Below are 26,197 nucleotides of genomic sequence, written 5' to 3'. Positions count from 1 at the left end.
GTCCACGGGTCCACGGGTCCACGGGTCCACGGGTCCACGGGTCCACGGGTCCACGGGTCCACGGGTCCACGGGTCCATGGGTCCACAGATAATCTCCATACTCCAACCTGGTTCGTTTTGTCGGACATCAGACGACGGAACGACTTCAACGCGCCCCATTTCAGCCGTTCGTTCCGGATTCTTAAATCGCTAAGAGCAGACATTCGCAGGACGCGCTTTCCTGGATGGTTGTCACGCGTTGGGCCCAAATGGGTATCGGGGCGTTACAGAATCCATAAGCTCAGAGAACTATCACCTGGCGCTCATGGCGGCGCGCATTTGCGAGATGATGGTCAATCTGTCCAAACCTGGAGAGATAAATGTCCATCATCTTGCCCCCGTTTTGCTACTTGCCCCAAGGTTCACAACAAGACACGCGCTACGATCAAAGAATCTGCGAGGTGACCCATGCTTAAGCTGCATCCCCTCGTTATCGCGAGCCTGTTCTGCGGAGCACCAGTCTCAGCTGAGACCTTGCCTCAAGAAATCGATGAAATCTTCTCTTGGGTAGAACCGGATGGCCCGGGATGCTCGGTGGCGGTGCAGCCCGGCGACGGCAGAAGCGTCGCTCGTGCCTTCGGCCTTGCCGACTTGGAACGAGGGGTGCCGATCGTCTCGGACACTCGCTTCGATGCCGGATCGGTTCAGAAGCAGTTCGTCGCCGCAACGATCCTGCTGCTCGAACGAGATGGGCTGTTGTCCTTAAGCGACGATGTGGGCAGGCATGTTCCCGAGCGGGGGAGGAACTCGACGGTTCGATCAGTACGGAACTCGAAAGTGCCGAGATAGTGCTCCTGCTGGTAAGCCCAGACTTCCTGGCATCGGACTACTGCTACGACAAGGAGATGACTGTCGCCTTGGATCGGCAGGCCAGAGGTGAAGCCGTTGTTATTCCCGTCATCCTTCGCCCCTGCGAATGGCACCATGCTCCCTTCGGCAAACTGCGGGCCACACCTTCGGACGGCAAGCCGGTGACGCAGTGGCCAGACCGGGATGTGGCCATGCTCGACGTGGTCAAGGACATCAGGAAAGCGGCGGAGCGATTCGCCGACCCGGTCCGATCCCGCTCGGAGCCCACAAGATTGGTTTCGTCCACGACCGCGGTTGCGGCGGGTCCGAGGTCCAGCAATCTACGCCTGGCCAAAAGCTTCACGGATCAGGACAAGGATCGTTTCAGGGTGGAAGCCTTCGAGTTCCTCGCCAAATATTTCGAGAATTCCTTGGCGGAACTGGGCGAGCGTAACGACGGCATCGACGGCGATTTCCGGCGGATCGATTCCAACCGTTTCACCGCGGCGGTTTACCGAGGCGGCAAGGCCATCACCCGTTGCACGATCTTCATGGGCGGCGGGTTCTCCACGAACGGCATCAGCTATGTCGATGGGGAAACCATGGAGTCGAACGGCTATAACGAGAACCTCAGGGTGGATGCCGACGAGCAGTCGATGTTCCTGCGCAGCATGGGCATGCGCTCGTTCGGCGGCCAACGCGAGGAGCACCTCACGCTCGAGGGAGCTGCCGAAATCTACTGGTCCATGTTCATCGGGCGACTGCAGGGTGACATGTAGATGAACCGCTCCTTGGATCGGGGCGTCCAGACCATGAACAGGACGGATGAAAGGAAGCCAGGACGATGAGCACGCAAGCCCAGATCATGGCCGAATTGGGCGTCGCTCCGACGTTCGATGCGCTTGCCGAAGCGGAGAGACGGGTGGCGTTCCTCAAGGATTACCTCGTGCGCTCCCGGCTTGCCACCTATGTCCTGGGCATCAGCGGCGGCATCGATTCCACCACGGCGGCCTTGCTCGCGCAGCGGGCCGCCCGTGAACTGAGGGCGGAAGGGCATGAAGCCCGGTTTGTCGCGGTAAGACTTCCCTACGGTACGCAGGCAGACGAGAAGGACGCCCGGGCGGCGTTGGCGGCGATCAATCCTGACCAGACCTTCACCGTCAACATCAAGCCGGCTGCGGACGCCATGTGGCAACAGGTAAAATCCGCCGGGTTCGTGCCGAACGACGCAGCCCAGGAGGATTTCGTCCTCGGCAACGTCAAGGCGAGGCAGCGCATGATCGCTCAGTACGCCCTGGCAGGGGGTCTCAAGGGCCTCGTCATCGGCACCGACCATGCCGCCGAGGCGGTCATGGGCTTCTTCACCAAGTTCGGCGACGGCGCCGCCGACATCCTGCCGCTCGCCGGCCTGAACAAGCGAAGGGTCCGCGCCATAGCAGCCCACCTCGGTGTACCGTCGGAGCTGGTGTTCAAGGTGCCTACGGCGGATCTCGAGGACAATGCCCCTTTGCGGCCAGACGAGGACGCCTATGGGGTGACCTACGACCAGATCGACGATTTCCTCGAAGGCAGGGCGGTTCCCGATTTCGCCCGCGATCGGATCGTGAACGCCTATCGCGCGACCGCCCACAAGCGAGCCCTTCCGGTCGCCGCCAACGCCGCGGACTGACGGCTTCGTCTATGGTTGGAGCGGGTCCGAAGCGGACTTGGCGGCCTGCACGTCGCGCTGGCGTTCGGGCCAGGTGCTCTTGATGTAGTCGAGCACGGCTGCGATCTCGGCGTCGTCGAGCACCGCACCGAAGCCCGGCATGTCGGTCTCGTAGCCGGACATCATGGCCGCCGGCCCTTCCTTGACGATCCGGAATAATTGCCGGTCGGAATGATGCCAGGTGTGGCCGGTCGCGTCGTGGGGCGGTGCCGGCAGGCGCCCGGTCGGCAGCCGCTGCTTCCAGTTCGGCTGACCTTCGAGGTTCGCGCCATGGCAGCTTGCGCAATGTTCGACATAGACCTGCCTGCCGGAAGCGTCCTCGGCAAGGGCCGCCCCCGCCGCTCCCGCCAAGGCGACCGCGATCAGAACGGCGAGGTGTTGAGCGCTTCGATGACACGACATTCAGCGACGACCCCTTTCCGGCATTCGGCGACCATCCGCGACAATTCTGCTCGCAGGCTCTGCAACTGCGCCAGGCGACGTTCGACCTCGTCCAGTTGCGCCTGTGCGATTCGACTGGCATCGGTGCAGGAGGCCTCGGGCTGTTCCTGCAAAGCCAACAAGGTGCGGACGGACTGCAGGTCGAAGCCGAGATCGCGGGCGTGGCGGATGAATCCGAGACGGCGGACGTCCGCCTCGCCATAGATGCGGCGCCCGTTGCCCTGTCTGGCCGGTACGGGCAGCACGCCCGCTCGTTCGTAGTAGCGGATGGTCTCGATATTGACCCCCGCGTGGCGGGAGAGATCCCCTATCTGCATTTCCTGCTTGCTCCTGTAGTGACTACAGGTTGTAGCCTCTGCACCAAATCGTCTCAAGAAGGAGCAAGGGCATGAGCGCTGCTGCCGAAACCGTACGCTACCAAGTCACTGGCATGGACTGCTCGTCCTGCGCCGCCAAGATCGAAGGGGCCGCCCGCAAGGTGGACGGTATCCAGGACGTCAAGGTCTCCATCGCCTCCCAGATCATGACGCTCGAGGTGGACGATCCCGGTCGGCGCTTGCCGCTGCTCGAGACCGCAGTAACGGACCTCGGTTACCAGCTCGACCGGATCGGCGGGCAGAAGGGGGCGAACTCCGAGCACGACCAGGAAGAGGAGGGCGACGACGATCACATTCCGGACCTCTCGCACGTCACGCCGGCCTACAAGCGGGCTCTCTGGATCGTCGTGCTGCTCAATGTCGGCTACGGCATCGTCGAGATCGCCGGCAGCTTCATCGCCGGCTCCCAGGCGCTGCAGGCCGACTCGCTCGACTTCCTTGGCGACGGGCTCATTTCGTTCCTGGGCCTGATCGCCGTTGGCTGGGGACTTGCCGCCCGGGCGAAGGCGGCCCTGCTGCAGGGCATCTTTCTCGGCCTGCTCGGTTTGGGCGTCGTCGCGTCGACGCTCTATAGGGTCTTCATCGAGCACCAGCCCGAGAGCCTCTTGATGGGCGGCTTCGCGCTGGTGGCGTTCATGGTCAACGTGCTGGCCGCAGTGGTACTTATCCCGCACCGCAAGGGCGACGCCAACATGCGAGCGGTTTGGCTGTTCTCCCGCAACGACGCCATCGGCAACCTCGCCGTGGTTGCCGCCGCGGGTGCGGTCTGGTGGACCGGGTCGCAGTGGCCGGACCTGATCGTCGCCTTCGCGGTGGCCGGCCTGTTCCTGCAGTCCGCTTGGTCGATCATCCGTGATGCGAGGTCTGACCTACGGCAGGCTGGCCGATGAGCAATCGCGACTCCTCGCTCTTCCTCGTTCTGGGCGTCATCGGCGTGGACGCCTCCACCAAGGAGGCCGCCCTGATGTACCTCGACGGGGCTGGCGTGCCGGTGCTGCCGGTGTTGAACCTTACCCTGGGATTCAATACCGGCGTGAGCTTTGGCATGTTCGCCGCGGACGGGCCCGGGGGCTGGTGGGCCATCGTCCTCGTGACCCTCGTGGTGTCCGCGGTGGTCGCCTGGCTGTGGCACAGGAGCCGTGGACGACTCGAGCGCTTTGGCTACGCCGCCATCCTGGGCGGGGCACTGGGCAATCTCGTCGACCGCATTCCCGATGGCGCGGTCACCGACTTCATCGACCTGCACGCGGGCGGCTGGCACTTTCCCACCTTCAACCTGGCCGACGTCGGCATCACCGCCGGCGTCGTCATGCTGCTGATGGCGACCATCACCGGCGCCTTCGCGGGCCATACCGCCCCCGGTGCCGGGGCCCCTAACCCATCAAAGGGCGGCCATGGTCGAGAGCGGCGCGACGGGGCAGGTTCCGTTGGGATCGAGCAGCGCGGCGCCCGTGCGGTTGAAGACGTAACGCTTCTCGCACACGTCAACCGCCGGCAACTGCAGCGTGCGGTCGAAGATGTCCGTGCCCTCCTTGAGGTTGCGCCAGAAGGGGACATGGGGGCTGGCGGCGTGCCGCGCGAGGTTTGCCTCCGTCATGCGGAATGGCAGCAACTGCAGCTGCACGGACCGATTGCCGCCCCTGAAGCTCTCGCGAACCAGGGCGTAGAGTTCCTTGATGCCGTCGTCGGTCATGGCGTAGCAACCCACCGACTTGCAGTCGCCGTGGATCATCAGGTAGCTGCCGGTGCGTCCCCAAGCCTGGTCGAACTTGTTCGGGAAACCCACGTTGAACGACAGGAAGTAGTTCGACTTCGGGTTCATCAGGGCTGGGGTCACGTCGTAGAAGCCTTCCGGCGATTGGTAGTCGCCTTCCTGGATCTTGGGTCCGAGCGCACCCGACCATTTGCAGATCGGATAGGTCTTGAGCAGGGCGTACCGGCCGGTGTGGGTGCGCTTCCACACCTCGAGCTCGGAACTCTCCTTGAACACCCGGATCATCATCGGTTCGGTAGGCGAGGAACCGATCGCCGCCATCTGGTCCACCAGTCCCTTCGGCAATGGAACGTTGTGACGATTGTCGCCGACGAACTGGCTGCAGCCGACAAGGAATACGGCTACGATCATGGCCGTGACGAGTTGAAGAAGGCGAGCGGGCATGGGAGTCCTGTTCAGTTCCGCGTCACCATATCGGACCAGGGTTACCCGATCATGAGCCTCGTTCTCGCTGGATGTGTCTTGCGCCATTGCGCCGTATCCTCAAGAGACAAGGAGATCACCATGAACGCGGACGACATCGTTGCACTGGAACCGTACGACTACGAAAACAAGATTTTGGCGCAGTGGGAAGACGAAGGCGTCTTGATCGTTCTTCGGGCCGATAGCCACAAACGCAGACTGAAAAAGGACGACTTCGTCACCGCCATCGCGAGCTGGAAGGACCCAGCAGGCAATTCGAAATCATTCGAAGGTCCATATCGCATCGAGTTCAAGGACGGCAATTTCGCTTTGGTCCAGGATTGGTGGGCGGCTCGGTACTTCGATGCCAAACCGAAGGACGCGGATGCGATTGATGCGATTGCAGTAGTGAAACGGATCATCGGCGAAGAGGCCCCAGCCGCTGCTGCCGCCCACAAACTTAAACTCGTGGTGGCACGGCATCGCCAAGAACTTTTGGCTTACGTTTGTCAGCCTTCTGAGACATCTACGCGGACGTCTGGTGCACATACCGATCTTGAACACGTGCAGGCCATGGCTAATGCCTTCATGGCACTGTATCCCGAGAGCGATCTTGATCTGCCTTTCGATCGATCGGACCGGTCAGGGTTGACGCTCTGAAGTGTGATGCGGCCGTATAGGGGCTATGGTTTCGTCCCCGATGTCTCAGGGGTGATCGCTCGCCTGATCGAGATGAGGGTAGGGGTTGACCTTCCCACCGTGGCAAGGAGCATCCTGAACGAAACAGGAGGCAGATCGTGTCAGCCCATCACCATGAGAATGACGACCATCATGGCCATGAAAACCTAGCACCAGGCAGTGCTTCCGCCTTGATCAAGGACCCGGTGTGCGGAATGACGATGGACCCGTCGACCGCCAAGCATAACTTCTCCTACCGGGGCGAGACCTACTACTTCTGCTCGGAGGTGTGCCGCTCCAAATTTGTCGCCGATCCGGACAGCTATCTCAATGCCTCCCCAAACTTAAAGGAACGAAAAGCACCCGCGGGTACCGTGTGGACGTGTCCGATGCACCCCGAGATCCGGCGGGACGCACCCGGTTCTTGCCCGATCTGCGGCATGGCCCTCGAGCCGGAGCTGCCAACAGCGTACGAAGAACCAAGTCCCGAATTGCGGGACATGAACCGGCGGTTCTCGTTCGGCGCAGCGCTGGCGGTGCCTGTCTTCGTGCTCGAGATGACCGCCCATGCAGTCGACCTCCACATGTGGATCTCCGGCCAAGCCTTGAACTGGATACAGCTGTTCCTCGCGACCCCGGTGGTGCTTTGGGCCGGATGGCCATTCTTTGAGCGCGGCATAGCCTCAATCCGGAATCGCAGCCTCAACATGTTCACCCTAATCGCCTTGGGCATCGGCGTGGCTTGGATTTACTCTGTTGTCGCCACGCTGCTGCCCGGCATCTTCCCGCACACCATGCGCGACATGGATGGCGCAGTGCCGGTCTATTTCGAGGCAGCTGCCGTCATCACGGCACTAGCCCTGTTGGGGCAGGTGCTCGAGCTGAGGGCCAGGGAAAAGACCTCGGGTGCCATTAGGGCGTTGCTCGGGCTCGTACCCAAAACCGCACGACGCATCACCGCCGCAGGGTTTGACGAGGAGATTGAGATCGATGCGGTGGTCGTCGGTGACCGGCTACGTGTCCGCCCCGGGGAGAAGGTGCCGGTGGACGGCGTCGTCCTCGACGGGCGAAGCGCCATTGACGAGTCCATGCTAACGGGCGAGTCGATGCCCGTGACCAAGGAGAAGGGATCCAAGCTCATCGCCGGCACTGTCAATCGCTCGGGCGGCTTCGTCATGGAGGCCACGGGTGTCGGCAGGGACACCATGCTATCGAGGATAGTCGGCATGGTCGCCGCCGCACAGCGGTCCCGTGCACCGATCCAGCGTCTCGCCGATCAAGTCTCCGGCTGGTTTGTCCCCATCGTCATCGCCATCGCGGCCTTAGCTTTCATCGCTTGGATGATATGGGGTCCGGAGCCGACCTTCGCCCATGCACTGGTCGCTGCCGTATCGGTGTTGATCATCGCCTGTCCATGCGCATTGGGACTGGCGACGCCGATGTCGATCATGGTCGGTGTGGGGAAGGGGGCCCAACTGGGTCTCCTGGTCAAGAATGCCGAAGCACTCGAGCGGCTGGAAAGGGTCAACACCCTGGTGGTGGACAAGACCGGCACGCTTACCGAGGGGCGTCCCAAGGTCACGCACATCCTACCCGCCGCCGGTTTTGACGAAACCTCGCTGTTGGCCGCGGCCGCCAGCCTCGAGCGGGCGAGCGAGCATCCCCTTGCCGACGCCATCGTCGCAGCAGCGGACGAACGGCAGCTCGTGCTTGCGGAGCCGCAGGACGTGAACTCGCCGGTCGGCAAGGGCATCACCGGAACGGTCGATGGACGCCGCATCATGGTCGGCAGCGCCAAGTATCTAGCTTCCGAGGGCATGGCGTCCGACATCCTCCAGGGCCGTGCCGATGAGATCCGCAACGCAGGCGCAACGGTGGTGCTGGTGAGCATTAGCGGTCGGGTAGCTGGCGCCATCGGGATTTCCGATCCTGTCCGGGAGACAACGCCAGCTGCCTTGGCAGAGCTCAAGCGGGAGGGCATCCGCGTGGTCATGCTCACCGGGGACAATTCGGTCACGGCAGCAGCTGTGGCGCACGAGTTGGGGATCACGGAGGTCGAGGCCGACGTGCTGCCGGAGCGGAAAGGCGACGTGGTCAGCGGCCTGCGAAACGGACGCAGGGTGGTGGCCATGGCCGGCGACGGCGTCAACGATGCACCGGCCTTGGCCGCGGCGGACGTCGGCATCGCAATGGGCACCGGCACCGATGTGGCGATGGAAAGTGCCGGGGTCACGCTGCTGAACGGAGACCTGGTCGGCATCGCCAAGGCCATCCGGCTGTCGCGGGCGACGATGGGCAACATTCGGCAGAACCTGTTCCTGGCCTTCGTCTACAATGCCGCCGGCATCCCGGTGGCGGCAGGCTTGCTCTACCCTTTTTTCGGTCTGACCCTGTCGCCTGCGATCGCCGCGGCAGCCATGGCTCTGTCGTCAGTAAGCGTCATCGCAAATTCGCTGCGGCTGCGCTCCGCGAGGATCACTTGATCATGGCTCTTCCAAGTTGTCCTTGCGCCATGGGAAGGTCACAATGCCATCGTCCAAGGGACGCCGCGTTAGGAAAGATTCGCCGTTGAAGCCGCTAAGCTGCCTCGTCAACATGCTGGCCCTGCTGATGGTCCTGCTGCTCGGAGCAGTCTCCGTGCATCCGGAGGACGCCCGGCCTTTCGACGTCGCAACTGTTGAGGCCGCTCACAATCATTCTCCCTCCTCGCACACTTCGGATCATTCGCATCTTCCTGGTGATGCCGCCGTCCATTGCGGTGCGCCCATACTTGGGATCGAACCGGTGAGTCTGTCGTGCCAGGTAAAAGTGGCTTCGGTGGTCTATTTTGACCAGGAGACGGACATTCCTCTGTCCTTGGCCATCGAAGACCTTCGACCTCCTCGTAGCTGAGCCACTCAAAACGGCGGCCGCACCTGCGGCATTCAGCAACCTGGACCACGACAAATGAAGATGAATCGAGTTGACCCGAGGCTCCTTGCCTCAGGGTTGTTGCTCGCGGGCGCCGCTTCGGTGTTCGCGCATGGCGGCGCCACGGGCATAGTAGGCGAGCGGATGGCGGGCATGATGATGCTGAGCGAGCAGATCAAACTGCTGGCTCCCATCGCATCGCAGCCCACTCAAGCGGACGTGCAGGCCATCGCCACAGCCGCCGAAATGATCAAGATGCATGCCGGCCGGTCCATGACCGATCTGTTCCCCCAAGGAAGCATCGAGGGGCCGTCTGAGGCCAAGCCCGAGATATGGGCGAATTGGCAGACGTTCTCAGACTATGCTGATCGGTTGGCCGAGCTTGGTACCGAACTGGGTACGTCCGCCGATGAGCTCGTAAAGTCGCCGAGCATGCCGACCCCTGAGCCGGTGGCGGTAAGAGCACAGCTGTCTCAGTGGGAGCAGATGGACTTCGAGTGGCTGATGGGACTTTCGACCGAACAGGTAGCATCGATCGACATGGCGACCACAGGTTCGATCCATGCCAACAGTGAACCGTTATCAGAGGCGAGACCCGTCGCCGCAGTCTATGCGGACATCGCAGCCACCTGTGCGGCATGCCATACCGCTTTTCGTCGGTGAGCCATGAACCGCTTGCCGATGATCCTTGTCGCACTTCTTGTGCTGTCGGCGCTGGGTGTTCTCGTGCTCGAGACCTGGCCCGTCGCCGGTGCTCGCCCGGTGGCCGAGCTTCAGGGCGATCCGAAGAGGGGCGCCTATCTTGCACGCCTTTCCGGGTGCATCACCTGCCACACGGCGCCCGGGGCACCGCCCCTTTCAGGAGGGGCCGCGTTGGTGTCGAAGTTCGGGTCTTTCTACGCACCCAATATCACGCCGGATCCGACCCAGGGCATTGGCACCTGGTCGTTCCAGCAGTTCGTGAGGGCCGTCAGGGAAGGGGTGTCGCCTGATGGTGACCCCTATTACCCGGCATTCCCTTACGAGTTCTATGCCACGTTGACCGACAGCGACATGGCCGACCTGTGGGCCGCACTGCGTGCGACGCCGGCAGTGGGCACGCCCGACGTTCCCCACCAGGTAAGCTTCCCATTCAACGTCAGGGCGGGCCTGAGGCCATGGCGCACGTTCTTCGAGAGCCCTGTCGAGTACGTTCCGGACGAAACGAGATCGCCCGAATGGAACCGCGGGAAGTACCTGGTCTGGGGACCGGCCCATTGCGCCGCCTGCCATGCGCCGCGCAACGTCCTCGGCGGTTTGCCGAGCTCGCTCGAGCTGACGGGCGATCCGGCGATGCAGGATGGGGGCAAGTCGCCTCCGCTTACCGCCCGCTACCTGACCGCCAACGGATATACCAAGCCGGCATTGGTCGAGACGATGCGCACGGGCATCACCCCGAGCGGGGACGTGCTCGGCGGATCGATGGCTGAGGTGATCCATGGAAGCATGAAATTCCTTCTGGACGAGCACATCGACGACATGGCCACCTATCTTCTGGATATCGGAAGGAAATGATGCTGCCTCTGACCGCTTCCGCAGGAACCCCGGGGAGGGCTAGGAGTTGGAGCTTCATGCCCAAACCGTTTTTCCTGGCAGCCATAAGGCAGCGCATCCGCGTGATAGCGATGGTCATCGCCGCAGTGGTGGTGAGCATGACGATGCATCACGGTGCAATGGCATCCTCCCCTGCCCTTGGGACGACAATGGCTCACCATCACTCCGATCATGGTGACTGTGAGGGCGCTTGCCTTTCCGATGCCCATGGTGTCGTGGCCTGTTGCGGCATGGGACTTTGTCCTTCCGCGCTTCCGGTCGCAGCCATCGCCAGCATGCCCGCCTATGCGGCGACCGATCATGGCATCGGACTGCTCGGTGTTATTCCGCGGCAGGCATGGGGCCGCATAGATCGACCTCCGAAGTTCCTTGAGCAGAACCTCATCTGAAACGAATTCTCAAATCAAGGAACAACTAGAATGAACATCATCAAGAACGCCCTTCTCGCCACCACCGTCCTCGCTGCGATGTCGGCTCCTGTCTTGGCTCAGGATGCCATGGCGGGACACGATATGTCCGCGATGGGCGGCAGCCAGGCAGGCGCCGCCGAACTGCCGGAGATCTGCAAGTCCGCCAAAGGCATGTCGAGCGACATGTCGAGCGACATGTCGATGAACATGGACCACGAGATGGATCAGGCCCACATGGACCTGATGGCCGGCATGGACGAGACCAACAAGCAGATGATGGATTCCATGATGGTGGAAGACATCGACGTGGCTTTCGTCTGTTCGATGATCCCGCACCACCAGGGTGCCATCAACATGGCCAAGGCCGAGCTTGAACATGGCGACAACCAGTGGGCCAAGGACATGGCCCAGAAGGTGATCGATGCCCAGGAGCAGGAGATCGCCGACATGGTCGCCTGGCTGGAAGGCGAAGGCGCCAACGAGTAACGGCCAAACAAGGAGGAGCGCCCACGGCGCTCCTCCGACCATCGAGAAGCGCATCGGCCCGTGTGGTTTTAGGTGAGCATTCAACGAAAGCAGTTGCATACGACGCCTGCCAAACCGAGACGCCGAAGACCCAAGCCGTTTGCTTTTGAGCCCGTTTTATGCTACAAAATCAGGTGCTTAGTAAACTCGTAGAGGTCAGAAATTATGTTGTCCAAGATCACCAAGACTATAAAGGTCCAAGTCGGCAAGGTCCAATTGAGCGCCCTTCGGATCGTTGTTGCGCTCAAGGAGCGCAACATGCGCGCTCGGCTATGGTTGAGGTGCCTTCCTTCGGAAGCGCTCGCCTTCTCGCGCCTCAACCATAGCCGAGGCTAATACAACATTTTTCTTGATTCTTCCAGTGACGACAAAGGGTTGTCCACGGGACATGTTGTAGAGGCCTGAAGGGCGCCATTCATGCTGAACGACCTCAAGACATTGGCAACCGACTTCTTGAACCTGAGCAGGGATGCGCTGCACATCCATCTCGGCCTCGCCATCTACGTCATCGCCATCCTTGTCTTCCGGCGTGGGCCGACGAGCGTCCTGCCCTGGTTGTCGGTGTTAGCTTTTGAACTGATCAACGAGGCCCTCGACTTGTTTCACGAAGTCGACTTCAGCGGGGCGATCGTCGATGTGGTCAACACCATGTTCTGGCCGACCGTCGCTTTGGTCGTGGCGCGGGTGCATCTTCGCTATCGGCGGACACACCCGGACCGTGAACGGGAGATGCGCTGACTATTGCGACCGCTGCGCCTGGGACTCGCGCACCCGATCCGGCCATGTACTCTTGATATAGTCGAGGACAGCGGTGATTTCCGTATCCGTCATGGTGGCGCCGAACGCTGGCATATCCGTTTCATAGCCCGGAGCTATGCTTGCAAGTCCTTCCTTGACGACACGGAAGAGCTGGGCGTCGGAATGATGCCATGTATGCCCCGTCTCGTCGTGCGGAGGTGCAGGCAGGCGACCGTTCGACAGCCGAGCCATCCAGTCCGGCTGACCCTCGAGCTCGACGCCGTGGCAAGCGGCGCAATTGTCCAAGTAAAGGGTCCTACCATCCAGCTCCTGGCCATCGGCCACGCCCATGAGCAAGGAAAGGGCGATCGGCAGCGCTATGGAACGAGCGGTGACCATGTCTTGCCGCCATTGCCGCTGGAAAGGACCTCGCTATCCGAGGTGACTGCCACCATCCGAGCGAGGTCATCAGGATCGAATGCCATGTGCAAGATGACAGCATCGGTGATCGGGGATGCCATCTCGAGATCGCTGCCGTTCAGCCGGTGAAGACCGAGGTTCGGGATGAACCCCCATACCGTTCCGTCAGGAGCCGTTTCTAGCGCCGTCACCGGCATCGCAATGTCAGTCGCCGCAGCCCAGGAGCGTCCGAAGTCGAAGCTCTCGTAGAGCCCTGTTATGGTTCCGGCATAGAGGTGGCCGGGATCATCGGCGGCAGCGGCCAGATCGATGAGGTCGTCGAGACCCGGACCGGCGACGGACCATGTCAGGCCGCCGTTCCGGCTCGCCTGTATGCCGCCGTACGAGCCGTAGAGCGTTTGCGGATCGGAAGGACTGACGGTCATGGCGTGGAAGTCGACCGGACCGTTCGCACCGGGAGAGAGTAAAATCCAGCCCGACCCAGCATGGTCGGCACCGATCACGCCTGTGTTGCCGCCCGACGCGGGATGGCCGCTGGCGAAAAGCTTACCATCGGTCGAGGTGGTGAAGCCCATGAAGTCGTCAGCCGTCGCAGAGATCATTGTCGCCATGCCCTCGGCGTCCACCGAATAGAGACCATGGTGCGTGGCGAGCAGGACGTCGTCCGAACCGGCAGGTAGCACCACGCCATGGATGTGAGACAGCTCGGCGATCGGTCGGGCCGGAGCATGCTCGCCCGCGAATGCCGCGGTCATGAAGAGGAGCGGAAGGACGGCAGCGCTTGGATGCATCGATTGACCATGCTTTCGGAGAAGGGCCGGCAGGCAGGTTCGCTGCCTGCCTAAAGGACTAGACCTGCGGTTCGCCAGTATAGCCAGCTTCGCCGATGGCGGCGACGAACGCATCCGCCGGTTTTTCGCTCTGAATCTCGACCTTGCGGGTGTTGACGTCGATTTTAACCTGGGCAGCGGCATCGACGCTCTTCACCGCCTTTTCGACCGTCGAAGCGCAATGGCCGCAGGTCATGTCGTTGACTTGGAAATTATGCATCGGTTCATCCTCGGTTGATGGTTACCTGAATATGGGGTTTCCAACGCTGGGAAGGTCAAGACCTTTCTCAGCCGGTTTTTTCCCAGTGATCGTCGCGCTGGCCCTCGATGGGTCTGAAAACCATGGCCATGCCGACCGAGGCAGGTGCTGTCTCCGCAAAGCCGAAGCGTGCATAGAGATGACGTGCGTCGCCGTCAGCGATCAGGCTGACATAGGCACCTTCGGGAGCCAGGGCATCGAGGCGTGTCATCAGGCTGGTCATGATGGACTTGCCCAACCCGAGGCCTTGATGGGCCGGATCGACCGCGATGTCTGTGATCTGGAAGAAGAGTCCTCCATCGCCTATCACCCGACCCCATGCCGACGACATGATCGGCGGAGCGGACAACGCACCCCAAAACGGAGTTCGGCAGTCCGATCGAAGCGCCCCTGCTGCTCTTGAGACCGAGGCCCGTGAGATCCCGAAGCCTCAGGTAGTCATCGATGGACGGCAGCTCCTCGGCGACACGATAGAGATCTTCCCCAAACACGGCTTAACCATGCGCACGGTCAGGGGAGATATCCAGCACGCCGAAACGTGGCTTCCGCTTCCGGGCAGCGACAGGTGCTTCGCCGGCAAAGCCATCAATGATTGGGCAGTCGGGCCGACCATCGCCGTGGCAGTTTTCGGCGAGGTGGCGCAGCGTCTCGCTCATGGCCGCCAAGGCCTTGGCTTTCTCGTCGAGAACACGGATGTGATCGAGGGCGATGGCCTTCACGTCCGCGCTGGCGCGGGAGCGGTCCCGCCACAGCGCGAGGAGGTCGGCCATCTGCTCGATGGAGAAGCCGAGGTCCCTGGCCCGGCTGATGAAGCGGAGGGCATGGACATCGTTGTCCGAATACACCCGGTAGCCGGATTCGGTCCTCAGCGGCGCCGTGATGAGGCCAATCGATTCGTAGTAGCGGATCATCTTGGTCGACACGCCACTGGCCTTGGAGGCTTGGCCGATATTCATGATGCGGTCTCCATCTGGTTGAATTCGAGCGTATTGGGTTCGGCTCCGTTGCCAGCGCCCTGTTTCACAGGGGGATGGAAGCCTCGAAGCCGCAAGGCGTTGCCCAGGACGAAAACGCTGCTCAGCGCCATTGCACCCGCTGCCAGGACCGGCGACAGCAGAGTGCCGTTCACGGGATAGAGCAGCCCGGCGGCCACAGGGATCAAGATCACGTTGTAGCCGAAGGCCCAGAACAGGTTCTGCTTGATGTTGCCGATGGTCGCCTTGGAAAGGGCAATCGCATTAGGAACACCACGCAGGTCGCCGGACATCAGCACAACATCGGCACTCTCGATAGCGATGTCCGTGCCTGTGCCGACTGCCAGGCCAACATCGGCTTCCGCCAGGGCAGGAGCGTCGTTGATGCCATCACCCACGAAGGCCACCGTGCGGCCGCCCTCCTTAAGCCGCTTGATGGCCGCGACCTTGCCGTCCGGCAGCACCTCGGCGACGACTTCGTCGATGCCAAGACGGAAGGCCACGGCGTGGGCGGTCCGGGCATTGTCGCCGGTGATCATCGCGACCTTGAGGCCGAGGTCATGCAGCGCCCGGATCGCTTCGCGCGAAGTTTCCTTAACAGGATCCGAAACCGCGATGACGGCAGCCAGTTGCCCGTTGATCGCCGCGTAAAGCGGGGTCTTGCCCTCATCGCCCAACCGGGACGCCGTCGTGTTGAAGGCGGCAACATCGATGCCAGCCTTGGTCATGGCACGGTCGGCGCCGACGAGGACCGATCGACCATCCACATTGCCGATGACGCCGAAACCGGGTTCCGCAGAGAAGCCGTCGACGGGACCACGCACAAGCCCCTCCGCTTCGGCAGCGGCAACGATGGCTTCGGCGATCGGGTGCTCTGACTTCGCCTCGACGCTGGCGACGAGCCGCAGCACTTCACGGCGATCGAAGCCGGTTACAACCTCGATATCGGTGAGTTCAGGCTTGCCCTTGGTCAGCGTGCCCGTCTTGTCGAGTGCCACCACCTGAGCCGAACGAAGGGTCTGGAGCGCTTCTCCCTTGCGGAAGAGGATGCCCATTTCGGCGGCCCGACCGGTACCGACCATGATGGAGGTGGGCGTCGCGAGACCCATGGCGCAAGGGCAGGCGATGATCAGGACGGCGACTGCATTGACCAGGCCGAAGGTAAGGGCGGGGTAGGGGCCGAAGATGAACCATGCGGCGAAGGTGAGGAGCGCCGCGCCGATCACGGCCGGCACAAACCACGCCGTAACCATGTCCACCATGGCCTGGATCGGGAGCTTCGAGCCCTGTGCGGCTTCCACCATCCGGATGATCTGGGCAAGGATCGTTTCGGCCCCGACTTTGGTGGCCGTGAAGCTGAAGGCCCCTGTCTTGTTGATGGTGCCGCCGACAACCTCCGAGCCCGCCGACTTACGGGCAGGGACGGGTTCGCCGGTAATCATGGACTCGTCAACATAGGAGTTGCCGTCGACTACTGTGCCGTCGACCGGCACGCGATCGCCAGGGCGGATTTCCAGCACATCGCCTGCCACAACCGTTTCGAGCGGCACCTCCAAGGCAACGCCGTTCCTGACGACACGAGCGGTCTTCGGCTGAAGACCGACGAGCCGCTTGATCGCCTGGCTGGTGCGCCCCTTCGCCCCTGCCTCCAGGAAGCGACCGAGCAGGATCAAGGTCACGATCACCGCCGCAGCCTCGAAGTAGACGTTGCGGGTACCTTCCGGCAGCAAGCCGGGGAGGAAGGTGGCCACCACCGAATAAAGCCAGGCTGCACTGGTGCCCAGGACGACAAGCGAGTTCATGTCCGGCGCAAGACGGAACAGGTTGGGGATGCCTTTGCGGAAGAACCGGAGGCCGGGTCCAAACAGCACTGCTGTGGCCACCGCGAACTGGATGTAGAGGCTGTTGGCGTGGCCGAGACCCATCATGATCCAATCATGGACGGCCGGGATGAAGTGCGACCCCATCTCCATGCCGAAGAGAGGTATGGTCAGCACCGCGGAAAGCGCGAGCGAGTTCCGGAGGCCGATGATCTCGATGGCCCGACGATCCTCGGGCTCCGCGTCCGGGGTAACCGTTGCCTGTTGCACCACATCGTAGCCGCGGGCCCGCACCGCTTCCTCGAGCTGGGATCGAGTGACCGTGTCGGCGGGGTGGATCACGACCGCCTTTTCGGTGGCGAGATTGACCGAAGCCGATGCGACGCCGGGGACGGCGGTCAGCGCCTTTTCCACCCTAGACAGGCACGAGGCGCAGGTCATGCCCTCAATCAGCAGCTCGGTCGTTTCCGAGCGAACAGCGTAGCCCGCCTTCTCGATAGCGGAAACCACGCCGCGTGGATCCAGTGCACCCGAGAAGTCGACAGTCGCCCTTTCAGTGGCGAGGTTGATGCTGGCCGATGCCACGCCCGGCACCGCACGGATGGCCTTCTCCACACGGGACACGCACGACGCGCAGGTCATGCCTTCCACCTGGAAGTCGAGCTTCGCGGCGGCGGTGCCGACTGGCGTCTGGAGATCGGATGCAAGCGACATTTCGACAGTCCTTTTGATCGACTGTCGACATAGGTAATTCTTCCAACGATTGGAAGGTCAAGAGGCAATGTCGATCGATGAACAAGGTTCGGGACGGTCACGGGGCGCTTGACCTTTCCAGGGTTGGAACAGCCAGGACTCCGCGACAGTCGTGCAGCGGTTGCACGATAACCGCTTCCGCACCGGCGGAATCGTCAAGGACCTCATTATGCAAAACGCCAATACCGACACGAGGCGGTGGGCGGCGCTGGCGCTCTCTGCGCAGCGCAGTTCATCGTCATCCTCAACACGTCCCCCATGGGCGTGGCGCTTTCCGCCATCCAGGTTGACCTGGGGTTGCGCGCCTGAAGGCCTGAGCTGCGAGGAGGCGAAGATCGAGGGCAAGGCGTTCTGAGACTTGACCCATTGACCTTGCCACCGTGGAAACCTTTATGGTGGCAAGGTGAGCCATCGCCGGCGTTCGCAAGCGGTGATGGTCCGAAATCAACCGGCAGGACCGACAGGGCCCTGATCAAGGCACCCGGAGACGATCATGACTGACCATGCGCAACATTCAGGAATGGGTCATGCGACTCATGAAGGAGGCGATCACAAGGGGCACGGGCGTCCGTATCTCATGTTCTGGATCAACATGATCCTTGGCTTGGTCGTCATGTACTTCGTCATGTTCTCGATGATCGACGGCTGGCCCGATTTTCGGAACAACCTGAACATGTTCTACATGGCCGTGACCATGTGGGCGCCGATGGGCATTTTCATGCTAGCGACAATGCCGGGTATGTTCCCGAACCGTAGGATGAACATCGTCCTCTATCTTGCATTCGTACTGCTCACGGTGCTGTCCTTCTGGGGAACGAGAAGCCAGGCCCTAATTGACGACCGTCAGTTCGTCGACAGCATGATCCCGCATCATTCCGGGGCCATTCTCATGTGCCGCGAGGCCGACCTCGAGGATCAGGAATTGGTCGACCTGTGCGGCGAAATCATCGAGGCGCAGCGCAGCGAGATTGAACAGATGGAAGCCATCGGCGCGAGGCTGTGATCGCCCCGCCATCCAACGCGACCGGAGTCTCCATATGCGTCATTCGTAATGTCGCCCGATTTTCTCGTGATAAGCAGGTCAACTGAACAGGCCATGCTGCGTCCGTGAAACCGATGTCGATTATCCGCCTCGCCCGCGGGCTGCTGCCCGCTTTGTGCGCTGCCATGATCCTGATGATTTCAGTGCAGGCCAACGCGACGGCTTTTGCAGCCATCGATCCACCTCCTGTGGTCGAGGGCTACGATCACCAGCATCACGACGGCTGCGGCGGAGAACCGCTCCATGCCATAGGGTGCTGCTCCGTCGCCTTCTGTGCTCCCGATGTGGCGGCAGCGGCAGCCGAACCCTATGCTGCAAGGCATGACCACGGTCTGGATCTCGATCTTGCCGCGACCGGCGCAACTGTGCCGAAAGGTCTCTTCCGTCCTCCGCGTGTCGGCTGAAGCCGCGGTCCGGGCTCCGGACCGGCAATGCCAACGATCCAAGCCACGGAAGACAGAAATGAAGAGAAGAGATTTCCTGCGGCTGCTGCCATTGGGTGCGGCTGCCAAGTTGCCCATGATGCAGCCTGCCCGGGCGCAGTCGCTGTGGGACATGATGAACCAGACCCGCACTCTGACCGATGCAGAGCGGGAAGCGAACAGTGCCGCCGCGATCCAAGCCATCGATACTGTCGAGCCGATCCTCAGCTACGACACGGCCAACAACCTTCAGATGGCGATTGCCCAATACGAGCCCTTCGTCGCCCGCGGCGGCTGGGAGCAGGTGCCGCAGGAAACTTACGGCGTTACCATGGGCGTCAACCGTGATGGCGTGGTGCAGCTCAAGCGGCGGCTGCTCGCCTCTGCGGACATGCCCATGGTGGACAGGGTCGACGATGCAATGGACGCTCCGACCGACGCCGCCTTGCGACGCTTCCAGGCTCGCCATGGCCTGCAGGTAAGCGGACAGGTCGACGAAGCCACCTGGTATGCCCTCAATGTTCCGGCCGAGACCCGACTGCACCAGCTTCGCCTCAACCTGCTACGGGTGCAGAACATGGCGTCGGCGTTGGCGGACCGCTACGTCGTGGTGAACATTCCCGCGGCCTTCATCGAGGTTGTCGAGGGCGGGATGGTGCAGCGCCGGCACACCGCTGTGGTTGGACGCATCGACCGGCAGACGCCAATCCTCAAGAGCCGCATCCACCAGATCAACTTCAATCCGTACTGGAACGTGCCCGTCTCGATCATCCGTCGCGATCTCATCAAGTACATGAACGAGAACCCGAACTACCTGACCGAACAGAAGATCAGGATCTTCGACGGCAGCGGCAACGAGCTGCAACCGAGCCAGATCAACTGGCAGACCGAGGAAGCGGTGAACTACCGGTTCCGCCAGGATCCGGGTCCGCAGAACTCGATGGGGAACGTCAAGATCAACTTCCACAACCCTCATGCGGTCTATCTGCACGACACGCCGACCAAGGGCCTGTTCGGGGAGAACGCCCGGTTCTATTCGTCAGGCTGCGTCCGCGTCGACCAGGTCCAGGACTTCGTCGGCTGGGTGCTGCGCGACAACGGCGACTGGGGGCCCGGAGAGGTCGCCAATGTGTTCGCCACCGGCGAGCGGAAGGACGTCGAGGTAACCAACCCTCCGGAGATCCACACGACTTACATCTCGGCGTGGGCGAACCGGAACGGGGTCGTCAGTTTCCGGGACGATGTCTACGAGTTCGACATGGCCGGCAAGGTCAGCTTCGATGCATGACGTCCTGGGGGTCGGGGAGAAGCTGACGATCGGGATCGCCGGGATGGCCTGCGACGGCTGCGTCCATGTCCTGGAGAACGCGGTCAATCGGCTCCCAGGCATCGCCTATGTCGGAGTTTCGCTGAGCGGCGCAAGCATGACCGTCCGCAGTGGCGAGGGGTTCGACCTCGCCAACTTGTTTGGTTGCGTGAAGGCTCTCGGCTACGAAGTGTCGGAGGCCGGGAAGGCGTTTCCCGGCACCTCGATGGACTGCCCCTGTCGAGCACGCGCCAGAGCGAGGTGACGTGACCAGATCTATAGAGCGGTTGCGAGATAGGTAAATCGCGGAACGTGAACTTCGTGCACTAACGAGCTGGCATCACTGATCTTGACGGACAGCAGCGACGCCACACTTCGGCGAACACCGCGACGCAGCAGGTGCCGGCGCCAGCTAAGACCCAGAGCGATGGCTCCGGTCCGATAGTGCCGAGGGAGATCGACAAGGCGAATGGCGCCAATGCGGACAGACCCAGCCTTCCCATGCCGATCCAGCCCAGCCGTTTCCCGAAACCTGCCTTGCCGAAGATCGCCAATGGCAGCGTCCCGGAGACGATGCTGAAGAGCCCGCTGCCGATACCGAAAACCACCGCGAAGGCAATGGCGCCAGTAGTTGAGGGGGCGGATAGCGCTAACGCACCCAACGCCAGCGGCATTGTGACTGCCGAGACCACTGCCAAGACCGTAGCAGGAAGGTTCTGGCCGAAGGCCATGTTGATCAATCGACTTGCCACCTGGGCAGGACCGAGCAGCGAGGCGACCCACACGCCGGCTGTGCCCAGCCCCAGCAGGCCAAGCATGGGCACCATATGGAACAATGTCGCCGCCGAAACGAAGCCGGCCAGCGAGAACCCAAGGACGATGAGGACGAACACGAGGTTTCCGTTCTCGACCGATATCGGCATCGGGGCAGCGACCGTTTCGGGCGGACGACCCGCTGCGATCCGTGCGAAGCGGGATAGCAACAGGTGCAGCGGGAGACAGACCGCGAGGTTCAGGCCGGCGAAGAGGAAGTAGACCTCTTGCCAGTTCGCGGCTTCCAGCAACCAGGTGGTAAGCGGCCAGAAGATCGTCGAGGCAAAGCCGGCGATGAGGGTCAGGTAGGTTATGCTGCGTTGGGCGCGGGAGCCCGTCGTCTGGGCGAGGAAGGCGAACGCCGTGGAATAGAGCACGAAGGCAGATGCCAGTTCGACAAGGATCACGCCAGCCAGGAAGGCCATGGCGTTCCCCGCCAGCCCGCAAGTCGCCAGCGCCGCAGCGGCACCAACCGAGCCGGCCGACATTACCCTGCCAGCACCGACCCGATCTGCCAGCCCGCCCGCCCATGGCGAGACGAGCCCACCGGCGAGCAGTGCGAGGGAGATGCAGCCGTAGATCCACTCCACTGGCACCTGCAGGTCGCCGGCGACGTTCGGGGCAAGAATGCTGAAGCTGTAATAGAGGGTGCCATACCCGATGATCTGGGTGATGCCGAGAGCCCAGATGGCGCCGGCGTTGGATTGGGTATCGGCCATCGTATCCTAGATCGACTTGAGGCCGACCCGCTCCTCGAGCTTGGCTGCCGCTTCCTTGCGCTCGCTATAGCGGGAGGTCAGGTAGCCGGATACGCCGCGGTTGATCAGCGTGAATTTCACCAGCTCCTCCATAACGTCGATGACCCTATCGTAGTAGGATGACGGTTTCATGCGACCGTCCTCATCGAATTCTTGGAAGGCCTTTGCCACCGAGGACTGGTTGGGGATGGTCACCATCCGCATCCAGCGTCCGAGAATGCGCATTTGGTTGACGGCGTTGAAGGACTGGGAGCCACCCGACACCTGCATGACCGCCAGAGTTCGACCCTGCGTGGGCCGAATGGCGCCGCCAGGAAGCGGTATCCAGTCGATCTGCGACTTCAACACCGCGCTCATCGCGCCATGCCGTTCCGGCGATGTCCAAACCTGGCCTTCAGACCATAGCATGGCCTCGCGCAGTTCCTGCACCTTGGGGTGCGTTTCTGGAGCATCGTTGGGCAGCGGTAGGCCATTTGCGTGGAAGATCCGGACTTCGGCACCGAATGCCTCAAGGAGGCGTGCGGCTTCCAGGGTCAGGAATCGGCTGTAGGAGCGTTCCCGCAGCGACCCGTAGAGCATCAGAATGCGTGGTTTGTGGTCGAGGGCAGGAGCGACGAGCTGGCCGAAGTCGGGAACCTGGAAGGCTGCAGGCAGGACGTTTGGCAAGTCAGACAAGCCGCTTCCCTTCGGCATCGATGATGACCTCGCCGTCCTCCTTGGTGAACGGCCCGATATCGGGGTTCTCGAGGATATCGAGCACGACTTCGGATGGCCGGCAGAGGCGGGTGCCCACCGGGGTCTCCACGAACGGACGGTTGAGCAGGATCGGCTGCGCTTTTATGGCTTCGAGCAGGTCCTCGTCGGTCTTGGCCGGGTCACCCAAGCCCAGTTCCTCGTACGGGGTATCCTTCTTGCGGAGGGCATCACGCAGGCTGATGCCGGCGGCGGAGACCAGTTCCAAGATGCGATCGCGGCTTGGCGGCGTCTTGAGGTATTCGATCACCGTCGCTTCGACGCCGCTTTGACGGATCATGGCCAAGGTGTTGCGGGACGTGCCGCAATCGGGGTTGTGGTAGATGGTGACGCTCATTCGGCGGCCCTCGTTTCTGTGTTGTGTCGAACGGCTGCGCCGCGCTCGTACCAGCCCTTGCTACGGTTCACGATCCAGACCACCGACAGCATGACCGGCACTTCGACCAGCACGCCGACCACGGTGGCCAACGCGGCCCCGGAGTTGAAGCCGAAGAGGGCAATGGCAGCCGCAACCGCGAGTTCGAAGAAGTTGGAAGCGCCAATCAGTGCCGAGGGCCCGGCGACGCAGTGCTGCTCCCCGGAGACCCTGTTCAGGAAGTAAGCCAAGCCCGAGTTGAGGTAGACCTGGATCAGGATGGGCACGGCCAGCAGCAGGATAACCGTGGGCTGGGCGATGATCTGCTCGCCCTGGAAGCCGAAGAGCATGACGAGGGTCAGCAGCAGCGCGGCGATCGAGATCGGCTGCAGGACGGCCAGCACCTTGTTCATGGCGTCGATGCCGCCATTGGCAAGCAGCCACCTGCGATAGAGCTGCGCAGCAATCACCGGCACGACGATGTAGAGCCCGACTGAGAGCAGCAGCGTGTCCCAGGGAACGGTGATGGCAGAAAGGCCGAGCAGCAGGCCGACGATCGGCGCAAAGGCGACGACCATGATGGCGTCGTTGAGGGCGACTTGGCTCAGGGTGAAGTGGGGTTCGCCCCGGACCAGGTTTGACCAGACGAACACCATGGCGGTGCACGGCGCTGCGGCTAGGATGATGAGGCCCGCGACATAGCTGTCGATCTGCGTCTCCGGCAGCAGTGGTCGGAACAGCCCGCCGATGAAGAGCCAGCCTAGAAGGGCCATTGAGAACGGCTTGATTGCCCAGTTGATGAAGACGGTGACGCCGATGCCGCGCCAGTATGCGCCCACCTGCCGAAGGCTCATGAAGTCGATGCGGACGAGCATGGGGATGATCATCAGCCAGATGAGGACCGCCATGGGTGTGTTGACCTGGGCGTATTCGAAGGAGCCCAGGCTTTGGAAAACAGCAGGGAAGAAGTGGCCGGCAGCAATGCCGACGACGATGCAGATGGCGACCCACAAGGTCAGGTAGCGTTCGAAAATGGACATTGGAAACCTAGATGGCGCGGAACAGCATCGGTGCGGATGAGCAGATGGAAGAGGCTTGGCGCGTCCTGAGGATCGCGGAAGGTGCGTCCTCACGGTCGATGACCTCGAAGCCAAGATGCTTGAAGAAGTCGGCTGCCGTGGTGGTCAGCAGGTACGCTCGCGTGCCGCCGGCATTGGAGATTTCACGAAGCATGCCCTCGGCCACCGTACGCCCGGCGCCAGTGCCCCGGCTTTCCTGCGGCACGACAACGGATCGAAGAAGGGCGTCCTCGCCGTAGAGCTCGAAGCCGCCGAAACCGAGAAGCCGACCGCCCCGCTCGAAGCGGAAGAACGACCGGTCAGGTTCACCAACATCGTCGGTGGGAAGCTTTGCTGCGGTGAGAGCGGCGAGGAACTTCGGATCATTCCCCGGTATGGGGGTCGAGCTGATCATGCGACCTTGGACGACTTGGTGGTCGTTCCGTCCATGGCGCCAATGCCTTCAAGCTTCGAGTTCAATGCCATACGATCGATGCTGGCGATCGGCAGGTTGATGAACGCGCCGATCCGGTTGCGCAAATAGCGCATGGCATCATCGAAGGCGGCACGTTGCTTGAACACCGGTCCGTCAACTGCAGCAGGGTCTTCGATGCCCCAGTGGGCGGTCATCGGCTGACCGGGCCAAATCGGACAGACTTCGCCGGCAGCGTTGTCGCAGACCGTGAAGATGAAATCCATCTTGGGTGCATCCGGGGCGGCGAACTCATCCCAAGCCTTCGAGCGAAGGCCATCCGTCGGAATGCCAACCTTGGCCAGCGTCTCCAGCGTCATCGGATGAACCGATTCTTTGGGCGTCGAGCCCGCGGAGTATGCCTGAAAACGGCCTTGGCCCACATGATTGAGGATCGCCTCGCCCAAGATCGAGCGGGCAGAATTGCCGGTGCAGAGGAACAGGACATTGTAGACGCGGTCAGGCATGGCTCGACTCCTTTGGTGGGCAACAAGGGGTGAACTCGGCGACGAGAGGCTCGCACAGCTCCGGTCGACCACCGCAGCAGTCTTGCACTAGAAAGCTCGCAATCTCTCGAACACGATCAACGACGGCACGATAAACGATCGAACGACTGTGACGCTCGGACTCGATCAGGCCGGCACGGGTTAGTACGCCCAGGTGCGACGACATCGTGTTCTGTGGCACCTCTAGGCGGCGCGCGATTTCCCCTGCCGGTAGACCTTCAGGCTCGTGTTCCATGAGCAAGCGGAAGGTATCCAGACGGGTCGACTGCGACAGTGCAGCGAAGACTTCGATTGCATGTGTTGATTCCATATATCCAAAATTATGGATTTATCATTCGCTGTCAAGATGAGGTTTTTGCCGCGTCTTATGCAGGGCGTGGAAGCTTCAGCACTGCCACGGCTAACAGCCGGGGCGATGAGACATGACCACGCGCAGCATCAAACCTGGTAACATGCCAGACGGGCGTTGGCTCGACCCGGTATTGCCTAAAGGTTACTTGCGCGATCATACGCGGGACCGACGCGCGGAGGAGTAGCAACGGTGTTTCGTCCCGAACTGTCGAAGGAACAGCTCCTCGAGATCATCGGCGCCATGTCGGAGGACGATGTGGCTCGATTTCTTTATTGCCAGGAGATGGCCGGTACCTATTTGGCGGTTGGCAAGTTCGAGGACATGCTGATCAGCGCCATGCAGATGTGCGACCGACTCAAGGTGCAGCACAGGCTCGGTGAAGACGCCGACCGGTGGGACCGGTTCGTGGCAAAACGGGCCACGCTTCAAGGTTCTACACTGGGATCACTCATCAAGGTTCTGGAAAAACACGGCATCGCGGCGGAGGACATCAGGTACCTGAAGTGGATCAAGGACAAGCGCGACTACTTCGTACACCGCCTGTTCCATGAAGGGGTGTGGCCCGGCGACTTGGACGGGGAAGACTGCCGCTTCATGAGCAGGCGTTTGCTGTCCATACAGCTTTGGCTCTCCCGGGCGGAGCGCCGGATCTGGATCATCTTCGAACGCGCCGGGCTCCTGACGCTTGATCGCCTGGACGACGGCGGGTTTCTCGCGATGAACTCCGGCCTGGAAGACCTGCTCCGCGGTGACGACGACGAATCATATTGACCGCCATCGAACCCAAGGACCTCGCGAGGCGGCGTTCGATGGCGATCAAGCGTCACGATCGTTTTGCAGGCCTAGCTAGCATTACTGGCTTAGGAGCTACGTTCAATTCTCCCGGCACCCAAAGACCTCGCTCTGTTGATTGGCTATTG

Annotated in this window: 32 protein-coding genes and 1 pseudogene; 17 read left to right on the top strand and 16 right to left on the bottom strand. The window is 61.9% G+C overall.

The features are described from left to right. Positions 1 to 447: 447 nt before the first annotated feature. The 3 genes from JEQ47_RS20875 (at position 448) to nadE (ending at position 2,497) form a co-directional block, all read left to right on the top strand. On the top strand, positions 448 to 828 hold the full coding sequence (locus JEQ47_RS20875; RefSeq protein WP_236021035.1) for a serine hydrolase domain-containing protein: 381 nt from the start codon (positions 448 to 450) through the stop codon (positions 826 to 828). Then, the gene (locus JEQ47_RS20120) at positions 828 to 1,607 is read left to right on the top strand and encodes a toll/interleukin-1 receptor domain-containing protein (protein WP_328769769.1); all 780 of its coding nucleotides are present in this window, start codon (positions 828 to 830) and stop codon (positions 1,605 to 1,607) included. The genes JEQ47_RS20875 and JEQ47_RS20120 overlap by 1 nt, the downstream gene beginning before the upstream one ends. Positions 1,608 to 1,672: 65 nt before the next feature. After that, a complete protein-coding gene (nadE, locus tag JEQ47_RS20115; protein WP_198878212.1) occupies positions 1,673 to 2,497 on the top strand; it encodes an NAD(+) synthase in 825 nt (274 codons plus the stop codon). 9 nt (positions 2,498 to 2,506) lie between these two features. Here the strand turns inward: nadE and JEQ47_RS20110 are convergent, their stop codons facing one another. Both JEQ47_RS20110 and JEQ47_RS20105 read right to left on the bottom strand, forming a co-directional pair. Further along, positions 2,507 to 2,938: a c-type cytochrome gene (locus JEQ47_RS20110; protein ID WP_035083864.1), complete on the bottom strand. Its 432-nt coding sequence runs from the start codon at positions 2,936 to 2,938 to the stop codon at positions 2,507 to 2,509. Further along, positions 2,899 to 3,294, bottom strand: a complete 396-nt coding sequence (locus tag JEQ47_RS20105; RefSeq protein WP_035083863.1) for a MerR family transcriptional regulator — start codon at positions 3,292 to 3,294, stop codon at positions 2,899 to 2,901. The genes JEQ47_RS20110 and JEQ47_RS20105 overlap by 40 nt, the downstream gene beginning before the upstream one ends. A gap of 71 nt (positions 3,295 to 3,365) precedes the next feature. On the opposite strand from JEQ47_RS20105, the gene JEQ47_RS20100 reads away from it, so the two are divergent. Together JEQ47_RS20100 and lspA are read left to right on the top strand one after the other, a co-directional pair. Continuing rightward, entirely contained in the window at positions 3,366 to 4,244 is an 879-nt protein-coding gene (locus JEQ47_RS20100; protein WP_236021033.1) for a cation efflux transmembrane domain-containing protein, read from the top strand. Further along, a pseudogene (gene lspA / locus JEQ47_RS21145) lies at positions 4,241 to 4,672 on the top strand (signal peptidase II); the annotation flags it as partial. The gene JEQ47_RS20100 and the pseudogene lspA, both read left to right, overlap by 4 nt. A 63-nt stretch (positions 4,673 to 4,735) precedes the next feature. Here lspA and JEQ47_RS21140 read toward each other — a convergent pair. Continuing rightward, on the bottom strand, positions 4,736 to 5,353 hold the full coding sequence (locus tag JEQ47_RS21140; protein ID WP_328769775.1) for a L,D-transpeptidase family protein: 618 nt from the start codon (positions 5,351 to 5,353) through the stop codon (positions 4,736 to 4,738). A 974-nt stretch (positions 5,354 to 6,327) separates the two neighbouring features. Here JEQ47_RS21140 and JEQ47_RS20090 point away from each other — a divergent pair. From JEQ47_RS20090 to JEQ47_RS20060, 7 genes are all read left to right on the top strand, one after another. Further along, positions 6,328 to 8,691: a heavy metal translocating P-type ATPase gene (locus JEQ47_RS20090; RefSeq protein ID WP_328769763.1), complete on the top strand. Its 2,364-nt coding sequence runs from the start codon at positions 6,328 to 6,330 to the stop codon at positions 8,689 to 8,691. 85 nt (positions 8,692 to 8,776) lie between these two features. Further along, entirely contained in the window at positions 8,777 to 9,100 is a 324-nt protein-coding gene (locus JEQ47_RS20085) for a hypothetical protein (protein ID WP_198878210.1), read from the top strand. A gap of 54 nt (positions 9,101 to 9,154) precedes the next feature. After that, entirely contained in the window at positions 9,155 to 9,781 is a 627-nt protein-coding gene (locus JEQ47_RS20080) for a cytochrome c (protein ID WP_193730825.1), read from the top strand. Positions 9,782 to 9,784: 3 nt separating this feature from the next. Beyond that, a complete protein-coding gene (locus tag JEQ47_RS20075) occupies positions 9,785 to 10,672 on the top strand; it encodes a c-type cytochrome (protein WP_193730826.1) in 888 nt (295 codons plus the stop codon). 56 nt (positions 10,673 to 10,728) lie between these two features. Next, positions 10,729 to 11,100 carry a hypothetical protein gene (locus JEQ47_RS20070; RefSeq protein ID WP_198878209.1) on the top strand — a complete coding sequence of 124 codons (372 nt, stop codon included), beginning with the start codon at positions 10,729 to 10,731 and terminating at the stop codon, positions 11,098 to 11,100. A gap of 30 nt (positions 11,101 to 11,130) precedes the next feature. Next, positions 11,131 to 11,607, top strand: a complete 477-nt coding sequence (locus JEQ47_RS20065) for a DUF305 domain-containing protein (protein ID WP_230989676.1) — start codon at positions 11,131 to 11,133, stop codon at positions 11,605 to 11,607. A gap of 456 nt (positions 11,608 to 12,063) precedes the next feature. Beyond that, positions 12,064 to 12,384: a hypothetical protein gene (locus tag JEQ47_RS20060; protein WP_193730828.1), complete on the top strand. Its 321-nt coding sequence runs from the start codon at positions 12,064 to 12,066 to the stop codon at positions 12,382 to 12,384. On the opposite strand, the gene JEQ47_RS20055 is transcribed toward JEQ47_RS20060, so the two are convergent. From JEQ47_RS20055 to JEQ47_RS20030, 6 genes are all read right to left on the bottom strand, one after another. Further along, on the bottom strand, positions 12,385 to 12,783 hold the full coding sequence (locus JEQ47_RS20055; protein ID WP_198878208.1) for a c-type cytochrome: 399 nt from the start codon (positions 12,781 to 12,783) through the stop codon (positions 12,385 to 12,387). Then, positions 12,762 to 13,559: a WD40/YVTN/BNR-like repeat-containing protein gene (locus JEQ47_RS20050; protein ID WP_198878207.1), complete on the bottom strand. Its 798-nt coding sequence runs from the start codon at positions 13,557 to 13,559 to the stop codon at positions 12,762 to 12,764. The genes JEQ47_RS20055 and JEQ47_RS20050 overlap by 22 nt, the downstream gene beginning before the upstream one ends. A gap of 94 nt (positions 13,560 to 13,653) precedes the next feature. Next, positions 13,654 to 13,854, bottom strand: coding sequence for a heavy-metal-associated domain-containing protein (locus JEQ47_RS20045; protein WP_198878206.1), 201 nt, complete (start codon positions 13,852 to 13,854; stop codon positions 13,654 to 13,656). Positions 13,855 to 13,921: 67 nt separating this feature from the next. Beyond that, positions 13,922 to 14,224 (bottom strand): GNAT family N-acetyltransferase, encoded by a 303-nt coding sequence (locus JEQ47_RS20040; RefSeq protein WP_328769773.1) that lies wholly within the window; start codon positions 14,222 to 14,224, stop codon positions 13,922 to 13,924. A 163-nt stretch (positions 14,225 to 14,387) separates the two neighbouring features. Beyond that, on the bottom strand, positions 14,388 to 14,849 hold the full coding sequence (gene cueR / locus JEQ47_RS20035; RefSeq protein WP_193730831.1) for a Cu(I)-responsive transcriptional regulator: 462 nt from the start codon (positions 14,847 to 14,849) through the stop codon (positions 14,388 to 14,390). Beyond that, positions 14,846 to 17,401: a heavy metal translocating P-type ATPase gene (locus JEQ47_RS20030; protein WP_198878205.1), complete on the bottom strand. Its 2,556-nt coding sequence runs from the start codon at positions 17,399 to 17,401 to the stop codon at positions 14,846 to 14,848. Before JEQ47_RS20030 ends, cueR begins: the two co-directional genes overlap by 4 nt. A 559-nt stretch (positions 17,402 to 17,960) precedes the next feature. Between JEQ47_RS20030 and JEQ47_RS20025 the strand changes: the two genes are divergently transcribed. The 4 genes from JEQ47_RS20025 (at position 17,961) to JEQ47_RS20010 (ending at position 20,475) form a co-directional block, all read left to right on the top strand. Beyond that, complete coding sequence (locus tag JEQ47_RS20025; protein ID WP_051960711.1) at positions 17,961 to 18,443, top strand: DUF305 domain-containing protein; 483 nt, start codon at positions 17,961 to 17,963, stop codon at positions 18,441 to 18,443. A gap of 113 nt (positions 18,444 to 18,556) precedes the next feature. Continuing rightward, positions 18,557 to 18,886: a hypothetical protein gene (locus tag JEQ47_RS20020; RefSeq protein WP_035083843.1), complete on the top strand. Its 330-nt coding sequence runs from the start codon at positions 18,557 to 18,559 to the stop codon at positions 18,884 to 18,886. A 58-nt stretch (positions 18,887 to 18,944) separates the two neighbouring features. After that, entirely contained in the window at positions 18,945 to 20,192 is a 1,248-nt protein-coding gene (locus JEQ47_RS20015) for a L,D-transpeptidase family protein (RefSeq protein WP_193730834.1), read from the top strand. Further along, on the top strand, positions 20,185 to 20,475 hold the full coding sequence (locus JEQ47_RS20010; protein WP_191772206.1) for a heavy-metal-associated domain-containing protein: 291 nt from the start codon (positions 20,185 to 20,187) through the stop codon (positions 20,473 to 20,475). Before JEQ47_RS20015 ends, JEQ47_RS20010 begins: the two co-directional genes overlap by 8 nt. Positions 20,476 to 20,536: 61 nt before the next feature. Here the strand turns inward: JEQ47_RS20010 and arsK are convergent, their stop codons facing one another. The 7 genes from arsK to JEQ47_RS19975 are packed head-to-tail and all read right to left on the bottom strand — an operon-like array spanning position 20,537 to position 25,235. Beyond that, positions 20,537 to 21,742 (bottom strand): arsenite efflux MFS transporter ArsK, encoded by a 1,206-nt coding sequence (arsK, locus tag JEQ47_RS20005; protein ID WP_198878204.1) that lies wholly within the window; start codon positions 21,740 to 21,742, stop codon positions 20,537 to 20,539. A 6-nt stretch (positions 21,743 to 21,748) separates the two neighbouring features. Beyond that, positions 21,749 to 22,474 (bottom strand): arsenical resistance protein ArsH, encoded by a 726-nt coding sequence (arsH, locus tag JEQ47_RS20000; protein WP_046143961.1) that lies wholly within the window; start codon positions 22,472 to 22,474, stop codon positions 21,749 to 21,751. Then, positions 22,449 to 22,871 (bottom strand): arsenate reductase (glutaredoxin), encoded by a 423-nt coding sequence (gene arsC / locus JEQ47_RS19995; protein WP_198878203.1) that lies wholly within the window; start codon positions 22,869 to 22,871, stop codon positions 22,449 to 22,451. Before arsC ends, arsH begins: the two co-directional genes overlap by 26 nt. Continuing rightward, positions 22,868 to 23,929 carry an ACR3 family arsenite efflux transporter gene (arsB, locus tag JEQ47_RS19990; protein ID WP_198878202.1) on the bottom strand — a complete coding sequence of 354 codons (1,062 nt, stop codon included), beginning with the start codon at positions 23,927 to 23,929 and terminating at the stop codon, positions 22,868 to 22,870. Before arsB ends, arsC begins: the two co-directional genes overlap by 4 nt. A gap of 7 nt (positions 23,930 to 23,936) precedes the next feature. After that, positions 23,937 to 24,362 carry an arsenic resistance N-acetyltransferase ArsN2 gene (gene arsN2 / locus JEQ47_RS19985; RefSeq protein WP_198878201.1) on the bottom strand — a complete coding sequence of 142 codons (426 nt, stop codon included), beginning with the start codon at positions 24,360 to 24,362 and terminating at the stop codon, positions 23,937 to 23,939. Further along, a complete protein-coding gene (locus tag JEQ47_RS19980) occupies positions 24,359 to 24,886 on the bottom strand; it encodes an arsenate reductase ArsC (RefSeq protein ID WP_198878200.1) in 528 nt (175 codons plus the stop codon). Before JEQ47_RS19980 ends, arsN2 begins: the two co-directional genes overlap by 4 nt. Beyond that, on the bottom strand, positions 24,879 to 25,235 hold the full coding sequence (locus tag JEQ47_RS19975) for an ArsR/SmtB family transcription factor (protein ID WP_191772199.1): 357 nt from the start codon (positions 25,233 to 25,235) through the stop codon (positions 24,879 to 24,881). The genes JEQ47_RS19980 and JEQ47_RS19975 overlap by 8 nt, the downstream gene beginning before the upstream one ends. A 231-nt stretch (positions 25,236 to 25,466) precedes the next feature. Here JEQ47_RS19975 and JEQ47_RS19970 point away from each other — a divergent pair, with 231 nt between their 5' ends. Further along, a complete protein-coding gene (locus tag JEQ47_RS19970) occupies positions 25,467 to 26,048 on the top strand; it encodes a hypothetical protein (RefSeq protein WP_198878199.1) in 582 nt (193 codons plus the stop codon). Positions 26,049 to 26,197 lie beyond the last annotated feature (149 nt).

This window comes from Devosia sediminis (assembly GCF_016411825.1).
In the GTDB taxonomy this organism is placed as follows: domain Bacteria; phylum Pseudomonadota; class Alphaproteobacteria; order Rhizobiales; family Devosiaceae; genus Devosia; species Devosia sediminis.
This window is presented reverse-complemented; position numbering and strand designations above follow the sequence as displayed.

Excerpts from the sequence above, each read along its gene's own strand:
- JEQ47_RS20875 (WP_236021035.1), top strand. The coding sequence starts at position 448 with ATGCTTAAGCTGCATCCCCTCGTTATCGCGAGCCTGTTCTGCGGAGCA.
- nadE (WP_198878212.1), top strand. The coding sequence starts at position 1,673 with ATGAGCACGCAAGCCCAGATCATGGCCGAATTGGGCGTCGCTCCGACG.
- JEQ47_RS20110 (WP_035083864.1), bottom strand. The coding sequence starts at position 2,938 with ATGTCGTGTCATCGAAGCGCTCAACACCTCGCCGTTCTGATCGCGGTC.
- JEQ47_RS20105 (WP_035083863.1), bottom strand. The coding sequence starts at position 3,294 with ATGCAGATAGGGGATCTCTCCCGCCACGCGGGGGTCAATATCGAGACC.
- JEQ47_RS20100 (WP_236021033.1), top strand. The coding sequence starts at position 3,366 with ATGAGCGCTGCTGCCGAAACCGTACGCTACCAAGTCACTGGCATGGAC.
- JEQ47_RS21140 (WP_328769775.1), bottom strand. The coding sequence starts at position 5,353 with ATGATCCGGGTGTTCAAGGAGAGTTCCGAGCTCGAGGTGTGGAAGCGC.
- JEQ47_RS20080 (WP_193730825.1), top strand. The coding sequence starts at position 9,155 with ATGAAGATGAATCGAGTTGACCCGAGGCTCCTTGCCTCAGGGTTGTTG.
- JEQ47_RS20075 (WP_193730826.1), top strand. The coding sequence starts at position 9,785 with ATGAACCGCTTGCCGATGATCCTTGTCGCACTTCTTGTGCTGTCGGCG.
- JEQ47_RS20070 (WP_198878209.1), top strand. The coding sequence starts at position 10,729 with ATGCCCAAACCGTTTTTCCTGGCAGCCATAAGGCAGCGCATCCGCGTG.
- JEQ47_RS20065 (WP_230989676.1), top strand. The coding sequence starts at position 11,131 with ATGAACATCATCAAGAACGCCCTTCTCGCCACCACCGTCCTCGCTGCG.
- JEQ47_RS20060 (WP_193730828.1), top strand. The coding sequence starts at position 12,064 with ATGCTGAACGACCTCAAGACATTGGCAACCGACTTCTTGAACCTGAGC.
- JEQ47_RS20055 (WP_198878208.1), bottom strand. The coding sequence starts at position 12,783 with ATGGTCACCGCTCGTTCCATAGCGCTGCCGATCGCCCTTTCCTTGCTC.
- JEQ47_RS20050 (WP_198878207.1), bottom strand. The coding sequence starts at position 13,559 with ATGACCGCGGCATTCGCGGGCGAGCATGCTCCGGCCCGACCGATCGCC.
- JEQ47_RS20045 (WP_198878206.1), bottom strand. The coding sequence starts at position 13,854 with ATGCATAATTTCCAAGTCAACGACATGACCTGCGGCCATTGCGCTTCG.
- JEQ47_RS20040 (WP_328769773.1), bottom strand. The coding sequence starts at position 14,224 with ATGTCGTCGGCATGGGGTCGGGTGATAGGCGATGGAGGACTCTTCTTC.
- cueR (WP_193730831.1), bottom strand. The coding sequence starts at position 14,849 with ATGAATATCGGCCAAGCCTCCAAGGCCAGTGGCGTGTCGACCAAGATG.
- JEQ47_RS20030 (WP_198878205.1), bottom strand. The coding sequence starts at position 17,401 with ATGTCGCTTGCATCCGATCTCCAGACGCCAGTCGGCACCGCCGCCGCG.
- JEQ47_RS20025 (WP_051960711.1), top strand. The coding sequence starts at position 17,961 with ATGGGTCATGCGACTCATGAAGGAGGCGATCACAAGGGGCACGGGCGT.
- JEQ47_RS20020 (WP_035083843.1), top strand. The coding sequence starts at position 18,557 with ATGTCGATTATCCGCCTCGCCCGCGGGCTGCTGCCCGCTTTGTGCGCT.
- JEQ47_RS20015 (WP_193730834.1), top strand. The coding sequence starts at position 18,945 with ATGAAGAGAAGAGATTTCCTGCGGCTGCTGCCATTGGGTGCGGCTGCC.
- JEQ47_RS20010 (WP_191772206.1), top strand. The coding sequence starts at position 20,185 with ATGCATGACGTCCTGGGGGTCGGGGAGAAGCTGACGATCGGGATCGCC.
- arsK (WP_198878204.1), bottom strand. The coding sequence starts at position 21,742 with ATGGCCGATACCCAATCCAACGCCGGCGCCATCTGGGCTCTCGGCATC.
- arsH (WP_046143961.1), bottom strand. The coding sequence starts at position 22,474 with ATGCCGAAGGGAAGCGGCTTGTCTGACTTGCCAAACGTCCTGCCTGCA.
- arsC (WP_198878203.1), bottom strand. The coding sequence starts at position 22,871 with ATGAGCGTCACCATCTACCACAACCCCGATTGCGGCACGTCCCGCAAC.
- arsB (WP_198878202.1), bottom strand. The coding sequence starts at position 23,929 with ATGTCCATTTTCGAACGCTACCTGACCTTGTGGGTCGCCATCTGCATC.
- arsN2 (WP_198878201.1), bottom strand. The coding sequence starts at position 24,362 with ATGATCAGCTCGACCCCCATACCGGGGAATGATCCGAAGTTCCTCGCC.
- JEQ47_RS19980 (WP_198878200.1), bottom strand. The coding sequence starts at position 24,886 with ATGCCTGACCGCGTCTACAATGTCCTGTTCCTCTGCACCGGCAATTCT.
- JEQ47_RS19975 (WP_191772199.1), bottom strand. The coding sequence starts at position 25,235 with ATGGAATCAACACATGCAATCGAAGTCTTCGCTGCACTGTCGCAGTCG.